Here is a 22991-nt window from a genome sequence, read left to right on the forward strand (position 1 = left end):
CTCGACCGATTCCATGACCACGGCCAATCTGCTCGAATTCGATCTCGAGGGGTTGGCCGCGTTCTGCGAAAAACTCGGCGAGAAAAAATTCCGCGCCACGCAACTGTTCCGCTGGATCCACCAGCGTGGCGCCAGCGACTTCACCCAGATGACAGATCTGGCCAAGTCGCTGCGCGAGAAACTCGCGACCACCGCTCGCGTCGAGGCCCTGTCGGTCCTCACGCAGCACGAATCCAAGGACGGCACGATCAAGTGGCTGTTCGACGTCGGCGACGGCAATGCCGTCGAAGCCGTATTCATTCCTGAAGACGACCGCGGCACCCTGTGCGTGTCGTCCCAGGCAGGCTGCGCGGTCGGATGCCGCTTCTGCTCGACCGGGCACCAGGGCTTCAGCCGCAACCTCACCACGGGCGAAATCGTCGCCCAGCTGTGGTTCGCCGAGCACTTCCTGCGCAAGCACCTCAAGCGCGACGAGCGTGTCATCTCCAACGTGGTGATGATGGGCATGGGCGAGCCGCTGCAGAACTATTCCGCGCTGGTGCCCGCGCTGCGCACCATGCTCGACGACAACGCCTATGGCTTGTCGCGCCGTCGCGTGACGGTGTCGACCTCCGGGGTGGTGCCCATGATCGACCGCCTGGGCGCCGATTGCCCGGTGGCGATGGCCGTGTCGCTGCATGCGCCCAACGACGCGCTGCGCGACGACCTCGTGCCGCTCAACCGCAAGTACCCGATCGCCGAGTTGCTCGAGGCGTGCAAGCGCTACCTGGCGCACGCGCCGCGCGACTTCATCACCTTCGAGTACTGCATGCTCGACGGCGTCAACGACCAGCCGGAGCATGCGCGCCAGCTGATCGAGCTTGTTCGCACCAGCGGCGTGTCTTGCAAGTTCAACCTGATCCCGTTCAATCCGTTCCCGGCCTCGGGCCTGCTGCGTTCGCCGCAGCCGCGCGTGCTGGCATTCGCCAGGATGCTGAGCGAAGCGGGCCTGGTGACCACGGTGCGCAAGACGCGCGGCGACGACATCGACGCCGCCTGCGGCCAGCTTGCCGGCGACGTCAAGGACCGCACCCGCGCAGCCGAGCGCATGGCCCAGCGTCGCGCAACGGAGCGTCCCATTGTTTTGCATCCGGTCCGCAAGACCGTTCCCCAGGAGCACTGAAGCAATGAGCATGGCTTTTCCGATGACGACCGCTAGCGCGCAGCGAATGCTGGCCGCGAGCTTTGCCGGCGTCGCCGTGACTTTTTTGCTCGCCGGTTGCGTCAGCACGCGCACCACCACCACGAGCCTGGCCGACACCAGTTCGGGCAAGGGCGTGGACATCGTCACCGAGTCGGACGAAAGCTCGCGTCAGCGCCGCGCGCGCCTGCGCATGGAACTGGCATCGGGCTATTTCGAGCAGGGCCAGACCAACGTCGCGCTCGACGAGATCAAGCAGGCGCTCGCCGCCGACCCCAACAATGCGGACGCGTACAACCTGCGCGGCCTGGTCTACATGCGGCTCGACGACGCCGGCATGGCCGAAGACAGCTTCCGCCGTGCCATCGCCATCAATCCGCGCGACCCCAACACGCGCCACAACTACGGCTGGCTGCTGTGCCAGCAGAACCGCTACGGCGACGCGGCAACCCAGTTCAACGAGGCACTCGCCGTGCCCAGCTATCCCGACCGCGCCAAGACGCTCATGACGCGCGGCGTCTGCGAGCTCAGGGCGGGCCAGCGCGCGCAGGCCGAGCGCACCCTGCAGCAGGCCTACGAGATCGATGCGGGCAACCCGGTGGTCGGCTTCAACCTGGCCCTGGTGCTCTCGCAGCGCGAAGAATGGTCGCGCGCGCAGTTCTACATTCGCCGCGTCAACAACAGCCCCTCGGCCAGCGCCGAGACGCTGTGGCTCGGCATCAAGATCGAACGAAAGCTCAACAACCGCGAAGCAGTGGCGCAGTTGGGAGGCCAACTGCAACGACGCTTCCCCCAATCGCGGGAGGCATCAGCGTACGAGCGCGGGAATTTCAATGACTGATAGGGTTTCGGAGTTCGGCACTTCCGCGGCACAGCCGCTCGAGGCAGCCGACATCACGCACAAGACCGCCGGCGACATGCTTCGCGAGGCGCGCGAGGCCCACGGCCTTCATATCGAAATGGTGGCGGCGGCACTCAAGGTGCCACCGCAGAAACTGCTGGCGCTCGAGGCCGACGACATCGCTTCGTTGCCCGACCCGGTCTTTGCGCGCGCGCTTGCCAGCAGTGTTTGCCGTGCCCTGCGCATCGATCCGGCGCCCGTGCTCGCCAAGCTGCCGACCACGCAGAAGGTGTCGCTGGCCGACGCCGACCGCACGCTCAAGACCAACATCTCGTCGGGCACGCCGCGCTGGACCGGCAGCGGCCGTTCGAGCGGCGGCCTGCCGTCGCGCGCGTTGCTGACGGTCGTGGTGTTGCTGCTGATCGGCGCCGGCGCGCTGTTCTGGCTGCCGCAGTCGGTGTTCGATCAGCTCGGCGCCTCCGTTTCCCGCCTGACCGCACGTGGCGCGGCCGATGGCGCCGCAACGAACGACGCGGCTGCGGATGCGCCGCCTGCATCGGGTGGCCCGGGCGTGGTCGCCCAGACGGCGCCGGCACAGCCGGTGGCGCCGAGCGGCTCGGCGAGCACCACGGGCGAGCCGCCAGCTGCCGCAGCGGCCCCGAATGCTGCCGCCGCAACCCCGGTCGCAACGGCACCGGCAGTCGCTCCGGCCGCAAGCAGCCAGCAACTCGTCTTCGTGGCCCGTGAGGAGTGCTGGATCACCGTGACCGAAGCCGGTGGCAAGCAGTTGCTGCGCCGCAGCCTGAAGGCCGGCGAGACCGTCGGCCTCTCGGGTGCGCTGCCGCTGTCCGTGGTGGTCGGCCGTGCGTCGAGCGTCGACGTGCAGGTGCGCGGCAAGCCCTTTGACCTGAAGCCCGTCACCAAGAGCGGTGGCGTGGCGCGTTTCGAGGTGACGTCATGAGCGACTGCCTTCCCATCGATTCCGCGGCGCCCAAGGCGCGCCGCTCGCGCCAGGCCAGCGTGGTCTGGGGACCGCGTGTCGTGACGGTGGGGGGCGACGCGCCGGTGCGCGTGCAGTCGATGACCAACACCGACACCGTCGACGCCATCGGCACGGCGATCCAGGTCAAGGAACTTGCGCTGGCCGGTTCGGAGATGGTGCGCATCACCGTCAACACGCCCGAAGCCGCGGCGCAGGTGCCCTACATTCGCGAACAGCTCGACCGCATGGGCGTCGACGTGCCGCTGATCGGCGACTTCCACTACAACGGCCACCGCCTGCTCACCGACTATCCGGCCTGCGCCGAAGCGCTGAGCAAGTACCGCATCAACCCCGGCAACGTGGGCAAGGGCGACAAGAGGGACAAGCAGTTCGGCCAGATGATCGACGCCGCGATGCGCTGGAACAAGCCCGTGCGCATCGGCGTCAACTGGGGCAGCCTCGACCAGGAACTGCTCGCCAGCCTGATGGACACCAACAGCCAGCGCGCCCAGCCCTGGGATGCCAAGCAGGTGATGTACGAGGCGCTGATCACATCCGCCATCGAGTCCGCCAGGCTGGCCGAGTCGATGGGCATGGCAGGCAACCAGGTGATCCTGTCGTGCAAGGTAAGCGGTGTGCAAGACCTGATCTCGGTCTACCGCGAGCTGGCCAGCCGCTGCGAATATCCGCTGCACTTGGGCCTGACCGAAGCCGGGATGGGCACCAAGGGCACGGTGGCTTCGGCCACGGCTTTGTCGATCCTGCTGCAGGAGGGCATCGGCGACACCATTCGCGTGTCGCTCACGCCGCAGCCGGGCGAGTCGCGCACGCAGGAAGTGCTGATCGCCAACGAAATCCTGCAGGCGCTGGGCCTGCGCGTGTTCGTGCCGAGCGTCACCGCCTGCCCGGGCTGCGGCCGCACCACCAGCACCACCTTCCAGGAACTGGCCAAGCAGATCGACGACTACCTGCGCATGCAGATGCCGGTCTGGCGCAACAAGTATCCCGGCGTGGAAACGCTGAAGGTGGCCGTCATGGGCTGCATCGTCAACGGCCCCGGCGAGAGCAAGCATGCCGACATCGGCATCAGCCTGCCCGGCACCGGCGAGGCGCCCGCCGCGCCGGTCTTCATCGACGGCGAAAAGGCGCTCACGCTGCGCGGCGACAATATCGCCAACGAGTTTCACCAACTCGTAGAAACCTATATCGAAAAGCGCTTCGGCGGCGAACACGCCGTCGCTGCCTGACACCTCCGCAGGATCCATGGCTGAAAAATTGAATGCCGTCAAAGGCATGAACGACATATTGCCGCCCGAATCGGCGCGCTGGGAGTGGCTCGAAGCCACCGTGCGCGACCTGATGGGGCGGTTTGCGTACCGCAACGTCCGCACGCCGATCCTGGAGCGCACCGCGCTTTTCGTGCGCGGCATCGGCGAGGTGACCGACATCGTAGAGAAGGAGATGTACTCCTTCGAGGACCGCGCCGACAAGCATGGCAAGTTCGAACACCTGACCATGCGCCCCGAGAACACGGCGGGCCTGGTGCGCGCGGTGATCGAGCACAACATGCTGTACGAAGGGCCCAAGCGCCTTTGGTACACCGGCCCCATGTTCCGCCGCGAGAACGTGCAGCGCGGGCGTTTCCGCCAGTTCCACCAGATCGGGGCCGAGGCGCTGGGCTTTGCCGGTCCCGATGTCGATGCCGAACTGATCCTGCTGGCGAACGCGCTCTGGAAGGCCATCGGCCTGACCGACGTGCGCCTCGAACTCAACAGCCTGGGGCAGCCTGCCGAGCGCGCGCTGCACCGCGCCGAACTCATCGCGCACTTCGAGAAGCATGCCGACAAGCTCGACGAAGACGGCAAGCGCCGCCTGCACAGCAATCCGCTGCGCATTCTCGACACCAAGAATCCGGCAATGAAGGACGTGGTCGAGTCGGCGCCGAAGCTGATCGACTTTCTCGGGGCAGAGTCGCTCGCGCACTTCGAGGGGCTGCAGGCCATCCTCAAGGCCAACGACATCGCGTTCACGATCAATCCGCGTCTTGTGCGCGGGCTGGACTACTACAACCTGTCGGTCTTCGAATTCGTGACCGACCGCCTGGGTTCGCAAGGCACGGTGTGTGCCGGTGGACGCTACGACGACCTGATTGCGCAGATCGGCGGCAAACCCGCGCCGGCCGTGGGCTGGGCCATGGGTGTCGAGCGCGTGCTCGACCTGCTCAAGGAGCAGGGCGCCGAGGTGCCGGCACCGGTGCCCGACGCCTACGCCATCGTGCCGGATGCCGCCTCCATGCCCATCGCGCTGCGCACGCTGCAGCAATTGCGCGAGATCGGCGTGCGCGTGCAGATGCATGCGGCCACGGCTGACGGCCTCAGCAGCTTCAAGGCGCAGATGAAGAAGGCGGACGCCAGCGGCGCCACCTACGCCCTGATCTTCGGTGCCGATGAACTCGCACGCGGTGAAGTGACTCTCAAGGCGCTGCGCGACGGAAGCGGCGCGCAGACTTCCCGGGCACTTGCTGAAGCCCCCACATGGGCCGCCACCCTACAATCGCCGGCTTCCAACACCTGACACGCATGGCAACCCATCTCGATCTCGAAGAACAGGAACAGCTCGACCAGCTCAAGCATTTCTGGAATACCTACGGCACCCTCATCACCTGGGCTGTCCTGCTTGTCGCCGGTGCCTTCGTGGCATGGAACGGCTGGCAATACTTCCAGCGCAACAAGGCCGTGCAGGCCGCGGCACTTTATGACGAGGTCGAGCGCACCACCCAGGCCGGCGACGTCGAACGCATCCAGCGCGTGCTGGCCGACATGAAGGACCGCTTCGCCAACACCGCCTATGCACAGCAGGCCGGCTTGCTGGTCGCCAAGACGCTGTTCGAGAAGGGCAATGCCGAAGGCTCGCGCTCCGCGCTGGAATGGGTTGCGCAGAACGCCGTCGACCCCGGCTACAAGGCCGTCGCCAAGCTGCGCCTTGCTGGCGAGCTGCTCGACAGCAAGTCGTATGACGAAGCGCTCAAGCAGCTCGACGGCAGCGTGCCCAAGGAATTCGAACCGCTGGTGGCCGATCGCAAGGGCGACATCTACCTGGCCCAGGGCAAGCGCAACGAGGCGCAGGCCGAGTACCGAAAGGCCTGGACCGGCCTCGGCGCCACCTCCGACTACCGCCGTCTGGTCGAGATCAAGCTGAACGCGGTCGGTGTCGACCCGAAGAGCCTGGCCCCAGTCGTCACCGTCACTCCCGCAGCTCCCAAAACTCCCTGACCGCATCATGAATTTCAAGCGTTTCATGCCTGAATCGACCGCCCTGCGTGCGGGATCAGCCCTTGTTTTGGTCGCGTTCCTGGCCGCCTGCTCGGGCACCAGCAAGCCGAAGCCCGAAGAACTGCCCGCCAATCCGGCCCTGCTGGGCGTGCGCCAGGCCTGGACGGTGAAGATCCCCGAAGTCAAGTTCCCGCTCACCGCCAACATCAACGGCGACATCGTCACCGTGGCCGGCAGCGACGGCACCGTGGTTGCCATCGATGCGCGCGCCGGCCGCGAAACCTGGCGTGCAAGCGCCGGCGCGCCGCTGGCGGCCGGTGTCGGCAGCGACGGTTCCCTGGCGGCCGTCGTCACCACCGGCAATGAACTGGTGGCCCTCGAGAACGGCAAGGTGCTGTGGAAGCAGAAGCTGTCCGCCCAAGCCTTCACCGCGCCGCTGGTCGCTGGCCGCCGGGTGTTTGTGCAGACCGCCGACCGCAGCGTCAGCGCTTGGGACGGCCAGAGCGGCCGTCGCCTGTGGATCCAGCAGCGCGCCGGTGAAAACCTGGTGCTGCGCAAGTCGGGCGTGTTGATGGCCGTCGGCGACACGCTGGTGGCAGGCCTTGGCGGCCGCCTGGTCGGCATCAACCCCGGCAACGGCACCTCGCGCTGGGAGGCTCCCATCGCCGCACCGCGTGGCACCAACGACGTGGAGCGCCTGGTCGACCTGACCGGCAGCGTGAGCCGTCTGGGCGACTCGGTCTGCGCACGGGCCTACTACGCCAGCGTCGGCTGCGTCGACACCACGCGCGGTACGCTGGTCTGGAGCAAGCCGGCTTCGGGCGCCGACGGCGTCAGCGGCGACGACCGCTTTGTCTACGGCACCGAATCCGATGGCAGCGTCATCGCCTGGCGCCGCGGCGACGGCGAACGTGCCTGGCAGATGAGCCGCCTCAAGAATCGCGAGCTGACCTCGCCGCTGGCCGTGGGCCGCTCGCTGATCATCGGGGAGAGCACCGGCACGCTGCATTTCGTGTCGCGCGAAGACGGCGCTCTGCTCAATCGTGTCACCCCCGATGGCTCCGCCATCACCGTTGCGCCGGTGCTCGTCGGCAACACGGTCGTGGTCGTGACTGCCAAGGGTGGTGTGTTTGGCTACCGCCCTGAATAATCTTTTGAATCTTTTCCTGCAAGGCCCGACCATGAAAACCGCGCCATCGAAAGGCCGGCCATGAAGCCGGTCGTGGCCCTGGTCGGGCGTCCCAACGTCGGCAAGTCGACGCTGTTCAACCGCCTGACCCAGACGCGCGACGCCATCGTCGCCGATTTCGCCGGCCTCACGCGCGACCGCCACTACGGCAACGGTCGCCTGGGCAAGCACGAGTTCATCGTGATCGACACCGGCGGCTTCGAGCCCGATGCCGGCAGCGGCATCTACAAGGAAATGGCCAAGCAAACGCGGCAGGCCGTGGCTGAGGCCGACGTGGTGATCTTCGTCGTCGATGCCCGCGAAGGCCTGTCGGCGCAAGACCATGAGATCGCCAATGAACTGCGCCGTCTGGGCAAGCCCTGCGTGCTCGCGGCCAACAAGGCCGAGGGCATGCACGACGGCACCAAGCTCGTGGATTTCTACGAGCTGGGCTTCGGCGACGTGCACGGGGTTTCCGCGGCGCACGGGCAAGGCATGCGCGACCTGGTCGAGCTTGCGCTCGAGCCGCTGAACCTGCCCGATCCGGATGACGAGTCGGACGAGGACGAAGTCAACAAGCCGATCAAGCTGGCAGTGGCGGGGCGGCCCAACGTGGGCAAGTCGACGCTGATCAACACCTGGCTTGGCGAAGAGCGACTGGTGGCATTCGACATGCCCGGTACCACGCGCGACGCGATTTCAGTGCCCTTCGAGCGCAACGGCCAACGCTTCGAGCTGATCGACACGGCCGGCTTGCGCCGCAAGGGCAGGGTGTTCGAGGCGATCGAGAAGTTCTCGGTGGTCAAGACGCTGCAGGCCATCGAATCGGCCAATGTGGTGCTGCTGCTGCTCGACGCCACGCAGGGCGTGACCGACCAGGATGCCCACATCGCGGGCTACATCCTCGAAAGCGGCCGCGCGGTGGTGATCGCCATCAACAAGTGGGACGCGGTCGACAGCTACCAGCGCGAGCAGATCCAGCGGCAGATCGAAACACGGTTGCCGTTCCTGAAGTTTGCGGCATTGCATTTCATCTCGGCCATCAAGCGCCAGGGCCTTGGCCCGGTTTGGCAGGCAATTGCGCAGGCCCACAAGTCGGCCACGCGCAAGATGTCGACGCCGGTGCTGACCCGGTTGCTGCTGGAGGCGGTGCAGTTCCAGGCGCCCAAGCGCGGCGGCATGTACAGGCCGAAGCTGCGCTATGCGCACCAGGGTGGCATGAATCCGCCGGTGATCGTGATCCACGGCAATTCGCTCGAACATGTGACCGATGCTTACAAGCGCTTTCTCGAGGGGCGCTTCCGCAAGGAATTCGATCTGGTGGGTACCCCGTTGCGGATCGAATTCAAGAGCTCCCACAATCCTTTTGCCGACAAGGACGACTGAGCCATTGGGCGCCGATGGCGGCCAATGACTTGCGACGAGGGCGGAAGTTCCGGCTTTTGAGAACCGTTATTTTCTCAAGGCTTTTGACCCGGGTTGCTGCAGCGCGGAAACCCTGTGTTAAGGTCATCTCTCCAACAACTACTCTTGAACACGGAGAATATCGTGAGCAATAAAGGGCAACTTCTGCAAGACCCGTTTCTGAATACCTTGCGTCGCGAGCATGTGCCGGTTTCCATTTATTTGGTCAACGGTATCAAGCTGCAAGGGCAGATCGAGTCTTTTGACCAGTACGTCGTGTTGCTTCGCAACACAGTGACGCAAATGGTCTACAAGCACGCCATTTCCACCATCGTGCCGGGTCGTGCCGTCAATTTCTCGGCTGCCGAGAACGACGACGCCGCTGCCTGATAGCGCGGAGCGCGGCGGCCTTCCGGCCGTCGCGCTTTTTCCCAATTCTGATCCCGCTTGTCTGAACAGATCCCCCGCCAGGAAGGCGCCGCCGTTCTCGTCGGCGTTGATTTCGGGCTGCCCCATTTCGACAGCGAACTCGAGGAACTCGGCCTGCTCGCGCAGACTGCCGGCCTCACGCCCGTCGCCCATCTCTCCTGCAAACGCAAGGCCCCTGACGCGGCATTGTTCGTCGGCAGCGGCAAGGCCGAAGAAATCAAGGAACTGGCCGCCCTCCACAGGGCGAGCGAAGTCATCTTCGACCAGGCGCTGAGCCCTGCACAGCAGCGCAACCTCGAGCGCCAACTGGACGTCGCGGTGTACGACCGCACTTTCCTCATTCTCGAGATCTTCGCGCAGCGCGCGCGCTCGCACGAAGGCAAGCTGCAGGTGGAGCTTGCCCGCCTGCAGTACCTCAGTACCCGGCTGGTCCGGCGCTGGTCCCATCTGGAGCGCCAGACCGGTGGCGCGGGTGTGCGCGGCGGTCCGGGCGAAAAGCAGATCGAGCTTGACCGCCGGATGATCGGCGAGTCGATCAAGCGCACCCGCGAGCGGCTGGCCAAGGTGCAGAAGCAGCGCGGTACGCAGCGCCGGCAGCGCGAGCGGCGCGACACCTTCAACATCTCGCTCGTCGGCTATACCAACGCCGGCAAGTCGTCGCTGTTCAACGCACTGGTCAAGGCCCGCGCCTATGCGGCCGACCAGCTGTTCGCCACGCTGGACACCACCACGCGCAATCTCTACCTGGGCGATGCCCGGCGCCAGGTGTCGATTTCCGACACCGTCGGCTTCATTCGCGACCTGCCGCACGGCCTGGTCGACGCGTTCAAGGCAACGCTGCAGGAAGCGGTCGACGCCGACCTCCTGCTGCACGTCGTCGACGCATCCAACCCCCATTACCCCGAACAGATGGCCGAGGTGCAGACCGTGCTGCGCGAGATCGGTGCCGACACCGTCCCGCAGCTTCTGGTCTTCAACAAGCTCGACGCCCTTGAAAGCACGCAGCATCCGCTGCATCTGCAGGACGAGATGGAAATCGACGGCGTGCAGGTCCCCCGCATCTTCCTGAGCGCCAGGAGCGGCGAGGGCGTGCCGCTGCTGCGCGCCGAGCTCGCCCGGCAATCGGGCTCCGTAGCCGATACGATGTCCCCTGAGGCGAACGCTGAATTGCACGATGCGGCCAATTGATTGGGCACAATCCCGCCACTGACAAGAGAACGAAGCGAATGAATTCAAAGCCAGCGCGGAGAGGGTTTCTGGGCATGTTCAATCTGAACGATGGCCGGTGGGGTCGTGGCGACGAGCCGTCCTCCAACGGTGATCGCCCGACCGGCAACCGTCCCCCCGAAGCCAATCCTCCGGGCGCACCGACGCCCCCGCCTTCGGGCAACAACAGCAACAACAACGACCGTCCCCGCGGCCAGGGCCCCAACCAGGGCCCGCCCGACCTCGATGAACTGTGGCGCGACCTCAATCGCAAGCTCGGCGGTTTCTTCGGCGGCGGCAAGGGCGGCGGCAATCGTCCCAGCGGCGGCAACAGCAACGGCGGCGGCAACGGCTACAGGCCCGACATGAAGAACGCAGGATTCGGCCTCGGCCTCGTGGCTGCCGTGGCCGTACTTATCTGGCTCGGCACCGGCTTCTTCATCGTGAACGAAGGCCAGCAGGCGGTCGTGACCCAGTTCGGCCGCTACAAGACGACCGTGGGCGCCGGTTTCAACTGGCGCCTGCCTTATCCCATCCAGCGCCATGAAGTCGTGGTGGTCACGCAGATCCGCTCCACCGACGTGGGCCGCGACGCCATCGTGCGCTCCACCGGCCTTCGCGAGTCGGCCATGCTGACCGAAGACGAGAACATCGTCGAAATCAAGTTCGCGGTGCAGTACCGCCTGAGCGACGCGCGCGCCTGGCTCTACGAGAGCAAGTCGCCCGCCGAGACCGTCGTGCAGGTGGCCGAGACCTCCGTGCGCGAGGTGGTCGGCAAGATGAAGATGGACGCCGCGCTGGCCGAAGAGCGCGACCAGATCGCACCCCGCGTGCGCACGCTGATGCAGACCATCCTCGACCGCTACAAGGTCGGTGTCGAAGTGGTCGGCATCAACCTGCAGCAGGGCGGCGTGCGTCCGCCCGAGCAGGTGCAGGCCGCATTCGACGACGTGCTCAAGGCCGGTCAGGAGCGCGAACGCGCCAAGAACGAAGCCCAGGCCTACGCCAACAACGTGGTGCCGCTCGCCACCGGTACGGCTTCGCGCCTGAAGGAAGAGTCCGAAGCCTACAAGGCGCGCATCGTGGCGCAGGCCCAGGGTGATGCCGGCCGCTTCGCTTCGGTCCTGGCCGAGTACCAGAAGGCGCCGCAGGTGACCCGCGACCGCATGTACACCGACGCCATGCAGCAGATCTACGCCAGCACGACCAAGGTGCTGGTCGACAGCAAGCAGGGTTCCAACCTGCTGTACCTGCCGCTCGACAAGCTGATGCAGCAAAGCGGCAACAGCGCGACGCCCACGCCGGTCGATGCGGCCAGCCCCAATGTGGCCGGCACCGCGCCGCCCCAGTCCTCGGTGATCCCGGTGGCGCCCGTGACGGGCGACGTGCGAGCCCGCGACGGCCGCTCGCGCGACCGCGACGTGCGTTGAACAAGGACTAGAAGAACATGAACAGAATCGGATTCATCGCATCGTCGATCCTCGTCTTGCTCGTGCTGCTGAGCTCAACCCTCTTCGTGGTCGACCAGCGCCAGTTCGGCGTGGTCTATGCCCTCGGCCAGATCAAGCAGGTCATCACCGAGCCGGGCCTCAACTTCAAGCTGCCGCCGCCGTTCCAGAACGTGTCGTACATCGACAAGCGGCTGCTCACGCTCTCCAGCATCGACACCGAACCCATGCTCACCGCTGAAAAGCAGCGCGTGGTGATCGACTGGTACGTGCGCTGGCGCATCAGCGACCCGCAGGCCTACATCCGCAACGTCGGTCTCGATGAGAACGCCGGTGCGATGCAGCTCAACCGCGTGGTGCGCAATGCGTTCCAGGAAAACATCAACAAGCGCACCGTGCGCGACCTGATCTCGGTGCGCCGCGAGGCCCTGATGGCCGACGTGCAGCGCGAAGTGCTGTCGGTGGTGAAGGGCGCCAAGCCCTGGGGCGTCGACGTGGTCGACGTTCGCATCACCCGTGTCGACTACGTGGAAGCCATCACCGAATCGGTCTACCGCCGCATGGAGGCAGAGCGCAAGCGCGTGGCCAACGAACTGCGCTCGACCGGTACGGCCGAGGGCGAAAAGATCCGCGCCGACGCCGACCGTCAGCGCGAAGTGATCGTCGCCAACGCCTACCGTGATGCGCAGAAGATCAAGGGCGAGGGCGATGCCCAGGCCGCTGCCGCCTACAGCGAGTCCTTCGGCCGCGACCCTCAGTTCGCCCAGTTCTATCGCAGCCTCGAGGCCTACAAGCAGAGCTTCAACAAGAAGAGCGACGTGATGGTGCTGGACCCGTCGTCGGACTTCTTCCGCGCCATGCAGGGCTCGGGTTCCTCCACCAACGCTCCTCGTCGTTGATTCGTCCTCAGGAGCCGTGAGCGCCGACACTTTCTGGAGCGCGCTCGCGCTCGTCCTGGTGATCGAGGGCATCCTGCCTTTCGTGTCGCCGGGAGGGTGGCGGCGCGGCTTCGGGCAGCTCATGCAGCTGCGCGACGGCCAGCTTCGTTTCTTCGGACTTTGCAGCATCCTGCTGGGTTTGATACTGCTCTGGATCCTGGCCTAGTCTCGGGCTGGTCGCGGTCCCGGTAGAATCCCGGTTTAACCACGCCCCCGATCCCCATGTCCGCTTGGGTCCTTCCGGATCACATTGCCGATGTGCTGCCTTCCGAGGCGCGCCACATCGAAGAACTTCGACGCCAGCTGCTCGATACCGCCCGTGGCTACGGCTACGAGCTGGTGATGCCGCCGCTGCTCGAGCACCTGGAGTCGCTGCTTTCGGGCACCGGCGAGGCGCTCGACCTCCAAACCTTCAAGCTCGTCGACCAGCTCTCCGGCCGCAGCATGGGCCTTCGCGCCGACACCACCCCCCAGGTGGCGCGCATCGATGCCCACCTGCTGAACCGCGACGGCGTGGCCCGCCTGTGCTACTGCGGCCCGGTGCTCCACACCCGCCCCGACCGGCCGCATGCGACCCGCGAGCCGCTGCAGTTCGGCGCCGAGATCTACGGCCACGCCGGCCTCGAGGCCGACACCGAGACCTTGCTGCTCGCACTCGACTGCCTCGATGCCGCGGGGCTGCGCGAAGGCGTGATCGTCGACCTGGCCGATGCCCGCATCGTGCGCGCGCTGTTCGCTGGTGTGCCGGTCGACGCGGCGGTGCTGGCCCGGGTGCACGCCGCGCTGGCCGCCAAGGACGCAAGCGAACTCGCCTCGCTCACCAAGGATTTCCCCGCTGCCTCGCGCGACGGCCTGCGCGCCCTGATCGGGCTCTATGGAGACGTCTCCGTGCTCGACGAGGCCGCGAAGGCCCTCGAGGGCACGCCCGCAGTGGCTCCCGCGCTGGCCGACCTCAAGCAGATCGCCGACGGCCTGGACGAGGTTGCGGGCCGCCAGATCAGCTTCGACCTGGCCGACCTGCGCGGCTACGCCTATTACAGCGGCATGCGCTTCGGCATCTACGTGCCCGGCGCGGCCGATTCGCTGGTGCGCGGCGGCCGCTACGACGAGGTGGGAGCCGTGTTCGGCCGCAATCGTCCGGCCGTCGGCTTCAGCCTCGACGTGCGTGAACTGGTCGGCGTGCTGCCGGCCCGTCCGCTGCGTGCCGCCATCCGCGCGCCCTGGAGCGATGCGGCCGGCCTGCGTCAGGCGATTGCCCAATTGCGCAAGTCCGGTGAAACGGTAGTCTGCGTGCTGCCGGGCCATGGCAGCGAAATCGATGAATTCCACTGCGACCGCGAGCTCGTCGAGCAAGCAGGCCAGTGGAGTGTCCGAACGATCTGAATTTTTGAGTAATGGAACGAGCATGAGCGTAACCACCGGAAGAAACGTGGTCGTCGTCGGCACCCAATGGGGCGACGAGGGCAAAGGCAAGCTGGTCGACTGGCTGACCGAAAGCGCCCAGGGCGTGGTCCGCTTCCAGGGCGGCCACAACGCGGGCCACACGCTGGTCATCAACGGTGTGAAGACAGCGTTGCACCTGATCCCGAGCGGCATCATGCGCCCCGGCGTCAAGTGCTACATCGGCAACGGCGTGGTGCTGTCGGCTGCCAAGCTGTTCGAGGAAATCGAAGGGCTGGAGAAGGCTGGCGTCGAAGTGCGTTCGCGCCTGCGCATCAGCGAGGCCTGCCCGCTGATCCTGCCGTTCCACGCCGCGCTGGACATCGCGCGCGAGGCGTACCGCGAAAAGGGTGGCATCGAGAAGATCGGCACCACCGGCCGCGGCATCGGTCCGGCCTATGAAGACAAGATCGCCCGCCGCGCGCTGCGCGTGCAGGACCTGAAGCACCCCGAGCGTTTCGCGGCCAAGCTGCGCGTGCTGCTCGACCTGCACAACCACGTGCTGACGCAGGTGCTGAGCGCACCGGCCATCGACTTCGACGAAGTCTTCAACGAAGCCATGAAGCACGCCGAACTGCTCAAGCCCATGATGGCCGACGTTTCGCGCGAGCTGAACGACGCGCACAGGAACGGCGCCAACCTGCTGTTCGAAGGCGCGCAGGGCACGCTGCTCGACGTGGACCACGGCACCTACCCGTACGTCACCTCCAGCAACTGCGTGGCCGGCAACGCCGCCGCCGGTTCGGGCGTTGGCCCGGGCATGCTGCACTACATCCTGGGCATCACCAAGGCCTACTGCACGCGCGTGGGCGGCGGTCCGTTCCCCACCGAGCTCGACTGGGCCACGCCCGGCACCCCCGGCTACCACATGAGCACCGTGGGCGCCGAAAAGGGCGTGACCACCGGCCGCAGCCGCCGTTGCGGCTGGTTCGACGCCGCGCTGCTCAAGCGTTCGGCGCAGGTCAACGGCCTGTCGGGCCTGTGCATCACCAAGCTCGACGTGCTGGACGGCCTCGAGAAGCTCGAGCTGTGCACCGGCTACGAACTCGACGGCGAGATCACCGACATCCTGCCGATGGGCGCCGACGAGATCGAGCGCTGCACGCCGATCTACGAGACCCTCGAGGGCTGGAGCGAAAGCACCGTGGGCGTCACGCAGTACGACAAGCTGCCGGTCAATGCGCGGCTGTACCTGCAGCGCATCGAGCAGGTCACCGGCGTGCCGATCCACATGGTGTCGACCAGCCCCGATCGCGACCACACGATCATGATGCGCCACCCCTACCTGGCCGACTGAAAACAGAGGAAAAGAAGAACCATGTTGACCGAAGACGGCAAGCATCTCTACGTCAGCTACGACGAGTACCACAACCTGATCGAGAAGCTCGCGATCAAGGTGCACCAGTCGGGCTGGCAGTTCGACACCATCCTGTGCCTGGCGCGCGGCGGCATGCGCCCCGGCGACGTGCTCTCGCGCATCTTCGACAAGCCGCTGGCGATCATGTCGACCAGCTCGTACCGCGCCGATGCAGGCACGGTGCAGGGCCACCTGGACATCGCCCGCTTCATCACCACCCCCAAGGGCGAGATCGCCGGCAGGGTGCTGCTGGTGGACGACCTGGCCGACTCGGGGCACACGCTGCACGCGGTGATGGACATGCTGCGCAACAACTATCCGCCCATCACGGAGCTGCGCAGCGCCGTGATCTGGACCAAGGCGCTGTCGACCTTCACGCCCGACTACCAGGTGGAATTCCTGGCCACCAACCCGTGGATCCATCAGCCTTTCGAAGGCTACGACTCCATGGGCGCCGAGAAGCTCATCGAGAAGTGGTCTGTCTGACGATCCAGTCCCGCCGTTTCATCCGGCGGGGTTGAGCAGCATCGCGGTATAGCGCCGCTGCATTTCTTCCGGCGTCAGCTTCTCGATGCTGTGCCCCACGTTCCAGCGATGGCCGAAGGGGTCGCGAAAGACGCCGGAACGTTCCCCATAGAACTGGTCCTGCGGTGCCCTGTCCAGCGTGGCGCCGGCAGCGACCGCGCGCGCCACGACGGTGTCGGCATCGTCCACATGCAGGTGCAGCGTGACGGCGGTGCCGCCCAGTGTCTTCGCGCTGTGGATGTCGCATTCGGCGAATTCGTCCGAGAGCATCAGGATCGCGCCGTTGTGGAAGTCCAGCTCCGCGTGGCCGATGCGCCCGCTGGGCTCGGTCAGCCGGAAGATCTCCTTCACCTCGAAGACCTTGCAGTAGAAGTCGATGGCGGCGGCCGCGTCGTGGACGCAGATGTAGGGGAACAGTTCGTGGATGGCCATGGTGTTCGTCCGTCAGGGTGGGATGGGCGTGATTGTGGTTTCCGGCCTATCTTCACGTCTTGAAGAAATTTGACCTGCCGGCAGCCGCTCGGACCGGCACGTGGCGCGACGACTTCGGTGCCGCGCGCCGGTAGGCCTGCGGCGACATGCCGGCGGTCGCGAGGAAGTCGCGGTTGAAATGCGCCTGGTCGCTGTAGCCCGCGTCCAGTGCCAGGTCGGCCCAGGGCTGCTCGGGGTCGATCGCGAACCGGCCCAGCACGTGGTCGAAGCGCAGCATGCGGGCGTATTGCTTGGGCGCCAGGCCGGTCATGCCGCGAAAAAGCGCAATGAAACGCCGGTGGCTGTATCCGCTTTGCGTCACCAGCCGGCGGATCGCGCCGGCCTGCGCGCCGTCGTCGCTGGCGTTCCAGCCGGCCATGCTGGCCAGCGCCTGCGCCACCGCGGGGTGCAGGCGGTGCGCGGTGGACGCGGCGAGCCGTGCGCTCAGCAACGCGTCGACGATCTCGAGCTGCCGCGCTGGCGATCCGGCGGCGTGAAGCTGTTCGAGCGCAAAGCCGGCGGCGGTACCCCAGAGCGCTTCCAGCGGTGTGTGGCGGCCGGCCAGTGCGTCTTCAGGCGCGCCGAGCAGCGCGTTCGCCGCGCCGGGCCTGAGCATGATGCCGACCGAACGCGTCTGCAGCGAAACGTCGCGCACGAAGAAGGCCGAGCGTGTGCCGCCCACCATCGCATGGCCCACGGTGTAGCCCCGCGCGTCCTCGTCGTCATGGAAAAGGCGCAGCGGCGGCCCGGAGAGCCGGAACACGAGGTGCATGCCGCCCGTGGGCAGCACATGTTCGCGCGCGCCGGGCCGTTCGCGGGGCACCCCCTCGGGTTCGGACGCCCACAGCAGCCGCACGAAGGGCCGCAGCTGAGGCAAGGGAAGGCGGGTCAGTTGCATGTGCGGAGAGTGTCCGTCGAGCCGTTTCACAGCGCAATCGGGCCCGGGCGCGAGCAGTGCGCGCGACCACCACGCTAGGATTCACCCATGAGCAAGCTTTCCACGACCCTGATCCACCACCCCTACACCCCACCCGACACCTTCGCCGCGCCGCAGCCCGGCGTGTTCAAGGCGTCGACGGTGTTCTTCGCCGACGTGGCGGCGATGCGCGCCCGTGACTGGAAGACCAAGGCCGGCTACACCTACGGCCTGCACGGCACGCCCACCACCTTCACGCTCGAGGAGCGCCTGGCCACGCTCGAAGGCGGTACCGAATGCCTGCTGGTGCCCAGCGGCCTGGCCGCCATCTCGCTGGTGGCGTTCGCCTTCCTGAAGACCGGCGACGAAGTGCTGATCCCCGACAACGCCTACGGCCCCAACAAGGCGCTGGCCACCGGCGAGCTCGCCAACTTCGGCATCACCCACCGCCTGTACGACGCGATGGACCCGTCGGACCTCGAGGCCAAGCTCTCGTCACGCACGCGGCTGGTGTGGGTGGAGGCGGCCGGTTCGGTGACGATGGAATTCCCCGACCTTCCCGCGCTGGTGGATGTCTGCCGCGCGCGCGGCGTGATGACGGCGCTCGACAACACCTGGGGCGCCGGCCTGGCTTTCGCGTCCTTCGATTTCAACGGCACGGGGCAGGGCGTCGACATCTCCGTGCATGCGCTCACCAAGTACCCGAGCGGCGGCGGCGACGTGCTGATGGGCAGCGTGGTCACGCGCGACGAGCGACTGCACCGCTCCCTCAAGCTCACCCACATGCGCATGGGGTTCGGCGTCGGCGTCGGCGACGTCGAGACGCTGCTGCGCTCGCTGCCCAGCATCGGTCTGCGCTATGCGGCGCACGACCGTGCGGCACGGGAGCTGGCGGGATGGCTCAACGGCTGCGAGGAAATCGCGCAGGTGCTGCACCCGGCGCTGGAAGATTCGCCGGGCCATGTCCATTGGCGTGCACTCTGCGGCGAAACCGACTTGGCGGCGGGCCTGTTCTCCGTGGTGTTCGACGAGCGCTTCCGCACCGAGCAGGTCGACCGCTTCTGCGACAGCCTGAAGCTGTTCCGGCTCGGCTATTCGTGGGGCGGGCCGATCAGCCTCGTGGTGCCCTACGACATCGGCCTGATGCGCGACGCCAGCGTGGCGCGCTGGCCCCACAGGGGCACGCTCGTCCGCTTTTCGATCGGCCTGGAAGACGTGGGCGATCTGCGCTCCGATCTGCAACAGGCGCTGGCACGGATGTAAAAAAGCGAATCGGCTGTCTCGAGCGCCGCGGCAGGGGGCTCTTGAGACTGCACCGTTATCGCTTACAGTAGGCCACGCGCAGTCACCCTGACTGCCTCGCCCAAGGAGAAGCAGTGGCAACACCAAATTACGGCTACGAGAAGCGCCAGAAAGAGCTGGCCAAGAAGAAGAAAAAGGAAGAAAAGCTCCGGGAAAAGGCGAATCGCAAACTCAGCCCGAGCAGCGACGGACTGGCTCCCGGAGACCCGGAAACCGACGTGGCTTCGCTCGAACGCGATCCCCCCACGGTGCCCGAGTTGCCCACCAAGAACGGTTGATCCGTTTCTGGCTTCCCTCCATGAAAACCGCCACAGGCTTGCGCCGGTGGCGGTTTTTTCATTTGGGCAGCAGCTTGCGCAGTTCGGGCCAGACGTTGTCGAGCAACTGCGGCTGTGCCGCCGCCGTCGGATGGATGCGGTCGGCCTGGAACAGCGAGAGCGCGTTCGGTGCGTCCGCCACGCCCTTGAGCAGGAAGGGCACGAGCGCCGACCGGGTGGCGCCGGCCACCTTCGAGAACACCGCCTCGAAGCGCCGCGTGTAGTCGCCGCCGTAGTTGGGCGGCACCTGGATGCCGACGATCAGCACCTTCGCGCCTGCCGCCTGCGCGGCCTTGGTGATCTGCAGCAGGTTGCTTTCGGTGTCGGCCAGCGGCAGGCCGCGCAGGGCGTCGTTGGCGCCGAGCTCCAGCACCACGAGGCTGGGCTTGTGCTGCGCGAGCAGCGAAGGAAAGCGGGCGCGTCCACCGGAGCTGGTGTCGCCGCTGATGCTGGCGTTGACCACGGTCGCCGCGATCTTCTGCTGCGCAAGCCTTTTCTCCAGCAAGGGTACCCAGCCTTCGCCGCGCTTGAGCCCGTACTCTGCGCTCAGCGAATCGCCCAGCACCAGGATCACCGGCTTGCCCGCCGTGGAGGCTGGAGCCTGGGCATTCGCCGCGGTTGTCCAAGTCCCCGCGCTGCCGAGCGCGGCGGTGGTCAAGATAAAGTCACGTCGATTCAAAACCAAAGCCTTTCCATGTCCCAACCCCCGTCTGATGCCATTGTCGCCGTCGAGCATGTCTTCAAGTCCGTGACCGACTCGGCCGGCACGCTGGATATTCTGCAGGACATCCATTTCACCCTCGGTGCGCGGGAGACCGCGGCCATCGTCGGCGCCTCGGGTTCGGGCAAGAGCACCTTGCTGTCGATCATCGCGGGGCTGGACACGCCCACGCGCGGCACCGTCAGGCTCGCGGGCGACGATCTGTTCGCCATCGACGAGGACGAGCGCGCCGCCGTGCGCGCGAAGCGCGTGGGCTTCGTGTTCCAGAGCTTCCAGCTGCTGGGCAACCTCAGCGCGCTCGAGAACGTCATGCTCCCGCTGGAGCTTGCCAACCGCAAGGACGCCCGCAAGGCGGCCACCGAAATGCTGGGCCGCGTCGGGCTGGGCCAGCGGCTCGGGCACTACCCGAAGGTGCTCTCGGGCGGGGAGCAGCAGCGCGTGGCGCTGGCGCGGGCCTTCGTCGTTCAGCCTTCGCTGCTGCTGGCCGACGAGCCCACCGGCAGCCTGGACTTCGCCACCGGCGAGCAGGTCATGAAGCTGATGTTCGACCTCAACCGCGAACTGGGCACCACGCTCGTGCTCGTCACGCACGACCGCGGCATCGCCGATCGGTGCGAACGGCGCATCACGATCGAGGCCGGAAGGGTGGCAGGTAATGAAAAAGCTGCCGTAGCGCCCGGCTGACAAGCGCGGTAAGCTATCAAACGGATAGCAAATACAGGAGCAACATCCCCCATGGACGACCTACCACCGGACGCCATCGCGGCGCTGCGGCGTGGCAGGCTGATCGAGGCCATCAAGATCGTGCGTGACAGCACCGGCATGGATCTCCGGTCGGCCAAGGACGCCGTCGAGCGCTATGCCGCATGGATGGGGGACCCGGGCCGCGCTTCGCCCGACGTCTCCGCGCAGGATCGCGGCTTCGCGTCGATGCCGTCCACGGCACTGACCGCGCTGGCGCAAGGCAACAAGGTCGAGGCCGTGCGGCTCACACGCGACGCCACCGGCCTGAGCCTCGCGGCCGCCAAGCGGCTGGTCGAGAACCACGAAAACCCGCCGGTCGGCGCCTTCGGCCATCTGGCGTCGGAAATACCTCGCCGCCCGGTGGTCGACGAGCCGGGCCGCGTGCCGGCGGGCAGCTACAGCTGGCTGCCGGTCACCGTCATCGTGCTGGCCATGCTGCTGGTCTGGGCGTTGTTCGGAAAAGAGCTCTGACCCGATGATCGTTCCCCAGTTCTGGGCCGAAGGCCGCGTCCAGGAGCGCGTGGCCGGCAAGCAGATCACCGTTCGCCGGCACGGCTGGTCCGACGACAGTCCCGTGGCAGCGCAGGCGCATGCCGACCAGCGCGCCCGCGAGGCCTTCGACCGCATCGTGGCCGGCGAGCAGCTGGACCGCCGCGAACTCAAGCGCGCCTACAACGGCGCCGACGGCGTGCCGATCCGCGAGGAAATCGTCGAGCGGCAGGGCGACACCGTGGTCACGCGCAACAGCTACGGCGCGCGCTGCCTCAACACGCCCGACGTGCTGTTCGTGGACATCGATTTCGAGGAGCCGCTACGCGGCAGCGTTTTCGGCTTTGCGCTGGTGCCGGCCCTGATCGCCGGTGTGGTCGGCGGCTGGGCCGCCAGGACCTGGCTCGGCGGGCTGATCGCGGGCATCGTGGTGTTCGCCGTGGCCTGGGTCATCGGCCAGCGCAAGAAGCGCGGCGAGCCCAGCGGCAACCCATCGCCCGAGAAGCAGGCGGCCGAGCGCATCGGACGCTTCATGCACCAGCATCCCGACTGGCACCTGCGCATCTACCGCACGCCCGCGGGCTTTCGCGTACTGGCCATGCACGATGTCTTCAAGCCGTCGGACAACGCGGTGGCCGATTGCTTCCAGCTGCTGGGCGTCGACAAGGTGTACGCCCGCATGTGCCGCAACCAGAACTGCTTTCGCGCGCGCCTGAGCGCCAAGCCGTGGCGCATCGGCATCGGCGATGCGATGCGACCCCGGCCCGGCGTGTGGCCCGTGGCGCCCGACAAACTGCCCGCGCGCGACGCCTGGATCGCCCGCTACGAAAAGGCCGCCGAAGGCCACGCCGCCTGCCAGTTCCTCGAGGCCGTGGGCAACAGCGAGAAGGTGCATCCGAACGCGCTGGCGGTGCAGCAACTGCACGACGAGCGCACCCGCGCGACCAGCGGTTTACCCCTCGCCTGACGGAGCGAGGCACCTTCGTGGAACACCGCGGAACCGGCTTTGCCGGGCCGCCGGTGTTGCCCCCTTCCAGGGGGGCGGAGGCCACACGAAGTGGGCAAGCCTGGGGGTAGGGATAATCACGGGATGTCTTCCCCTAAAGTGATCTTCGGCTTCCATGCCGTGGGCGTGCGCATCAAGACCGCGCCTAAATCGGTGCTCGAAGTGATGTTCGACGCCAGCCGGCGCGATGCGCGCATGAAACAGTTCATTGCGCGTGCGCAAGAAGCCGGCGTCCGGCTGGTCGAGGCCGATGGCCTGCGGTTGTCCAAGCTCAGCGGCAGCCATGGTCACCAGGGCGTGGTGGCGCGGGTCGAACCCGTGGCCCAGGTCCATTCGCTCGATGAGTTGCTCGAAGGCCTCGAAGAGGCCGGCACGGTGCCGCTGCTGCTGGTGCTCGACGGCGTGACCGATCCGCACAACCTCGGCGCCTGCCTGCGCGTGGCCGATGGGGCCGGCGCGCATGCGGTGATCGCGCCCAAGGACCATGCGGCCGGCATCAATGCCACGGTCGCCAAGGTGGCGAGCGGTGCCGCGGAGACGGTGCCGTACTTCATGGTGACCAACCTCGCCCGCACGCTGAACGAACTCAAGGAGCGCAGCATCTGGTGCGTGGGCACCAGCGACGACGCGCCGGGCACAATCTACCAAAGCGATTTCAAGCGCCCGCTGGCGCTGGTGCTGGGCGCCGAGGGCGAGGGCATGCGCCAGCTCACGCGAAAGACCTGCGACGAGCTCGTGAGCATTCCGATGGCGGGCGCGGTGGAGAGCCTGAACGTCTCGGTGGCCAGCGGCGTGTGCCTCTACGAGGCGATGCGCCAGCGCGGCGCCTGAGCGC

Annotated in this window: 25 protein-coding genes; 22 read left to right on the forward strand and 3 right to left on the reverse strand. The window is 66.8% G+C overall.

Features of this window, described 5'->3' with window-relative positions; all coding sequences use genetic code 11:
* Positions 1 to 13 precede the first annotated feature (13 nt).
* The 16 genes from rlmN to AC1RVW_RS03940 all read left to right on the forward strand — a co-directional run bounded on the left by rlmN (position 14) and on the right by AC1RVW_RS03940 (position 16151).
* Positions 14 to 1162: a dual-specificity RNA methyltransferase RlmN gene (gene rlmN, locus AC1RVW_RS03865; RefSeq protein WP_106934238.1), complete on the forward strand. Its 1149-nt coding sequence runs from the start codon at positions 14 to 16 to the stop codon at positions 1160 to 1162.
* A gap of 4 nt (positions 1163 to 1166) precedes the next feature.
* Positions 1167 to 2021, forward strand: a complete 855-nt coding sequence (gene pilW / locus AC1RVW_RS03870) for a type IV pilus biogenesis/stability protein PilW (RefSeq protein ID WP_106934239.1) — start codon at positions 1167 to 1169, stop codon at positions 2019 to 2021.
* Positions 2014 to 2982: a RodZ domain-containing protein gene (locus AC1RVW_RS03875; RefSeq protein ID WP_409195662.1), complete on the forward strand. Its 969-nt coding sequence runs from the start codon at positions 2014 to 2016 to the stop codon at positions 2980 to 2982. The genes pilW and AC1RVW_RS03875 overlap by 8 nt, the downstream gene beginning before the upstream one ends.
* Positions 2979 to 4250 (forward strand): flavodoxin-dependent (E)-4-hydroxy-3-methylbut-2-enyl-diphosphate synthase, encoded by a 1272-nt coding sequence (gene ispG / locus AC1RVW_RS03880; RefSeq protein WP_493198126.1) that lies wholly within the window; start codon positions 2979 to 2981, stop codon positions 4248 to 4250. Before AC1RVW_RS03875 ends, ispG begins: the two co-directional genes overlap by 4 nt.
* 16 nt (positions 4251 to 4266) lie before the next feature.
* Positions 4267 to 5577 (forward strand): histidine--tRNA ligase, encoded by a 1311-nt coding sequence (gene hisS, locus AC1RVW_RS03885; protein ID WP_081269101.1) that lies wholly within the window; start codon positions 4267 to 4269, stop codon positions 5575 to 5577.
* 5 nt (positions 5578 to 5582) lie between these two features.
* Entirely contained in the window at positions 5583 to 6275 is a 693-nt protein-coding gene (locus AC1RVW_RS03890) for a YfgM family protein (protein WP_081269102.1), read from the forward strand.
* A gap of 7 nt (positions 6276 to 6282) precedes the next feature.
* On the forward strand, positions 6283 to 7425 hold the full coding sequence (bamB, locus tag AC1RVW_RS03895; RefSeq protein ID WP_081269103.1) for an outer membrane protein assembly factor BamB: 1143 nt from the start codon (positions 6283 to 6285) through the stop codon (positions 7423 to 7425).
* 60 nt (positions 7426 to 7485) lie between these two features.
* Entirely contained in the window at positions 7486 to 8829 is a 1344-nt protein-coding gene (gene der / locus AC1RVW_RS03900; RefSeq protein ID WP_081269104.1) for a ribosome biogenesis GTPase Der, read from the forward strand.
* Positions 8830 to 8991: 162 nt separating this feature from the next.
* Entirely contained in the window at positions 8992 to 9237 is a 246-nt protein-coding gene (gene hfq / locus AC1RVW_RS03905; RefSeq protein WP_012747311.1) for an RNA chaperone Hfq, read from the forward strand.
* Positions 9238 to 9294: 57 nt separating this feature from the next.
* Complete coding sequence (hflX, locus tag AC1RVW_RS03910) at positions 9295 to 10464, forward strand: GTPase HflX (protein WP_106934243.1); 1170 nt, start codon at positions 9295 to 9297, stop codon at positions 10462 to 10464.
* Positions 10465 to 10538: 74 nt separating this feature from the next.
* Positions 10539 to 11912: an FtsH protease activity modulator HflK gene (gene hflK / locus AC1RVW_RS03915; RefSeq protein WP_081269106.1), complete on the forward strand. Its 1374-nt coding sequence runs from the start codon at positions 10539 to 10541 to the stop codon at positions 11910 to 11912.
* A gap of 17 nt (positions 11913 to 11929) precedes the next feature.
* A complete protein-coding gene (hflC, locus tag AC1RVW_RS03920; RefSeq protein WP_081269107.1) occupies positions 11930 to 12829 on the forward strand; it encodes a protease modulator HflC in 900 nt (299 codons plus the stop codon).
* A 16-nt stretch (positions 12830 to 12845) separates the two neighbouring features.
* The gene (locus tag AC1RVW_RS03925) at positions 12846 to 13034 is read left to right on the forward strand and encodes a DUF2065 domain-containing protein (protein WP_081269108.1); all 189 of its coding nucleotides are present in this window, start codon (positions 12846 to 12848) and stop codon (positions 13032 to 13034) included.
* Between the two features lie 56 nt (positions 13035 to 13090).
* Positions 13091 to 14251 carry an ATP phosphoribosyltransferase regulatory subunit gene (locus tag AC1RVW_RS03930; protein WP_493198131.1) on the forward strand — a complete coding sequence of 387 codons (1161 nt, stop codon included), beginning with the start codon at positions 13091 to 13093 and terminating at the stop codon, positions 14249 to 14251.
* Between the two features lie 22 nt (positions 14252 to 14273).
* A complete protein-coding gene (locus AC1RVW_RS03935) occupies positions 14274 to 15605 on the forward strand; it encodes an adenylosuccinate synthase (protein ID WP_081269110.1) in 1332 nt (443 codons plus the stop codon).
* Between the two features lie 21 nt (positions 15606 to 15626).
* Positions 15627 to 16151 carry a phosphoribosyltransferase gene (locus tag AC1RVW_RS03940; protein WP_081269111.1) on the forward strand — a complete coding sequence of 175 codons (525 nt, stop codon included), beginning with the start codon at positions 15627 to 15629 and terminating at the stop codon, positions 16149 to 16151.
* An 18-nt stretch (positions 16152 to 16169) separates the two neighbouring features.
* Here the strand turns inward: AC1RVW_RS03940 and AC1RVW_RS03945 are convergent, their stop codons facing one another.
* Both AC1RVW_RS03945 and AC1RVW_RS03950 read right to left on the reverse strand, forming a co-directional pair.
* The gene (locus AC1RVW_RS03945; RefSeq protein ID WP_081269112.1) at positions 16170 to 16622 is read right to left on the reverse strand and encodes a VOC family protein; all 453 of its coding nucleotides are present in this window, start codon (positions 16620 to 16622) and stop codon (positions 16170 to 16172) included.
* 52 nt (positions 16623 to 16674) lie between these two features.
* Entirely contained in the window at positions 16675 to 17559 is an 885-nt protein-coding gene (locus AC1RVW_RS03950) for a helix-turn-helix domain-containing protein (protein ID WP_493198134.1), read from the reverse strand.
* An 87-nt stretch (positions 17560 to 17646) separates the two neighbouring features.
* Here AC1RVW_RS03950 and AC1RVW_RS03955 point away from each other — a divergent pair, with 87 nt between their 5' ends.
* Together AC1RVW_RS03955 and AC1RVW_RS03960 are read left to right on the forward strand one after the other, a co-directional pair.
* Positions 17647 to 18840, forward strand: coding sequence for a PLP-dependent transferase (locus AC1RVW_RS03955; RefSeq protein ID WP_493198136.1), 1194 nt, complete (start codon positions 17647 to 17649; stop codon positions 18838 to 18840).
* Between the two features lie 113 nt (positions 18841 to 18953).
* Positions 18954 to 19157, forward strand: coding sequence for a hypothetical protein (locus AC1RVW_RS03960; protein ID WP_055796387.1), 204 nt, complete (start codon positions 18954 to 18956; stop codon positions 19155 to 19157).
* 58 nt (positions 19158 to 19215) lie between these two features.
* Here AC1RVW_RS03960 and AC1RVW_RS03965 read toward each other — a convergent pair whose 3' ends face one another.
* Complete coding sequence (locus tag AC1RVW_RS03965) at positions 19216 to 19854, reverse strand: arylesterase (RefSeq protein WP_234382513.1); 639 nt, start codon at positions 19852 to 19854, stop codon at positions 19216 to 19218.
* 36 nt (positions 19855 to 19890) lie between these two features.
* Between AC1RVW_RS03965 and AC1RVW_RS03970 the strand changes: the two genes are divergently transcribed.
* The 4 genes from AC1RVW_RS03970 (at position 19891) to rlmB (ending at position 22987) form a co-directional block, all read left to right on the forward strand.
* Positions 19891 to 20601: an ABC transporter ATP-binding protein gene (locus AC1RVW_RS03970; RefSeq protein ID WP_081269116.1), complete on the forward strand. Its 711-nt coding sequence runs from the start codon at positions 19891 to 19893 to the stop codon at positions 20599 to 20601.
* Positions 20602 to 20652: 51 nt separating this feature from the next.
* Positions 20653 to 21132 carry a hypothetical protein gene (locus AC1RVW_RS03975; protein WP_081269117.1) on the forward strand — a complete coding sequence of 160 codons (480 nt, stop codon included), beginning with the start codon at positions 20653 to 20655 and terminating at the stop codon, positions 21130 to 21132.
* A gap of 4 nt (positions 21133 to 21136) precedes the next feature.
* Positions 21137 to 22117 carry a hypothetical protein gene (locus AC1RVW_RS03980; RefSeq protein ID WP_493198139.1) on the forward strand — a complete coding sequence of 327 codons (981 nt, stop codon included), beginning with the start codon at positions 21137 to 21139 and terminating at the stop codon, positions 22115 to 22117.
* A 123-nt stretch (positions 22118 to 22240) separates the two neighbouring features.
* The gene (rlmB, locus tag AC1RVW_RS03985; protein ID WP_081269119.1) at positions 22241 to 22987 is read left to right on the forward strand and encodes a 23S rRNA (guanosine(2251)-2'-O)-methyltransferase RlmB; all 747 of its coding nucleotides are present in this window, start codon (positions 22241 to 22243) and stop codon (positions 22985 to 22987) included.
* The last annotated feature ends 4 nt before the right edge of the window (positions 22988 to 22991 follow it).

The organism is Variovorax sp. MPBD4-3, assembly GCF_058809745.1.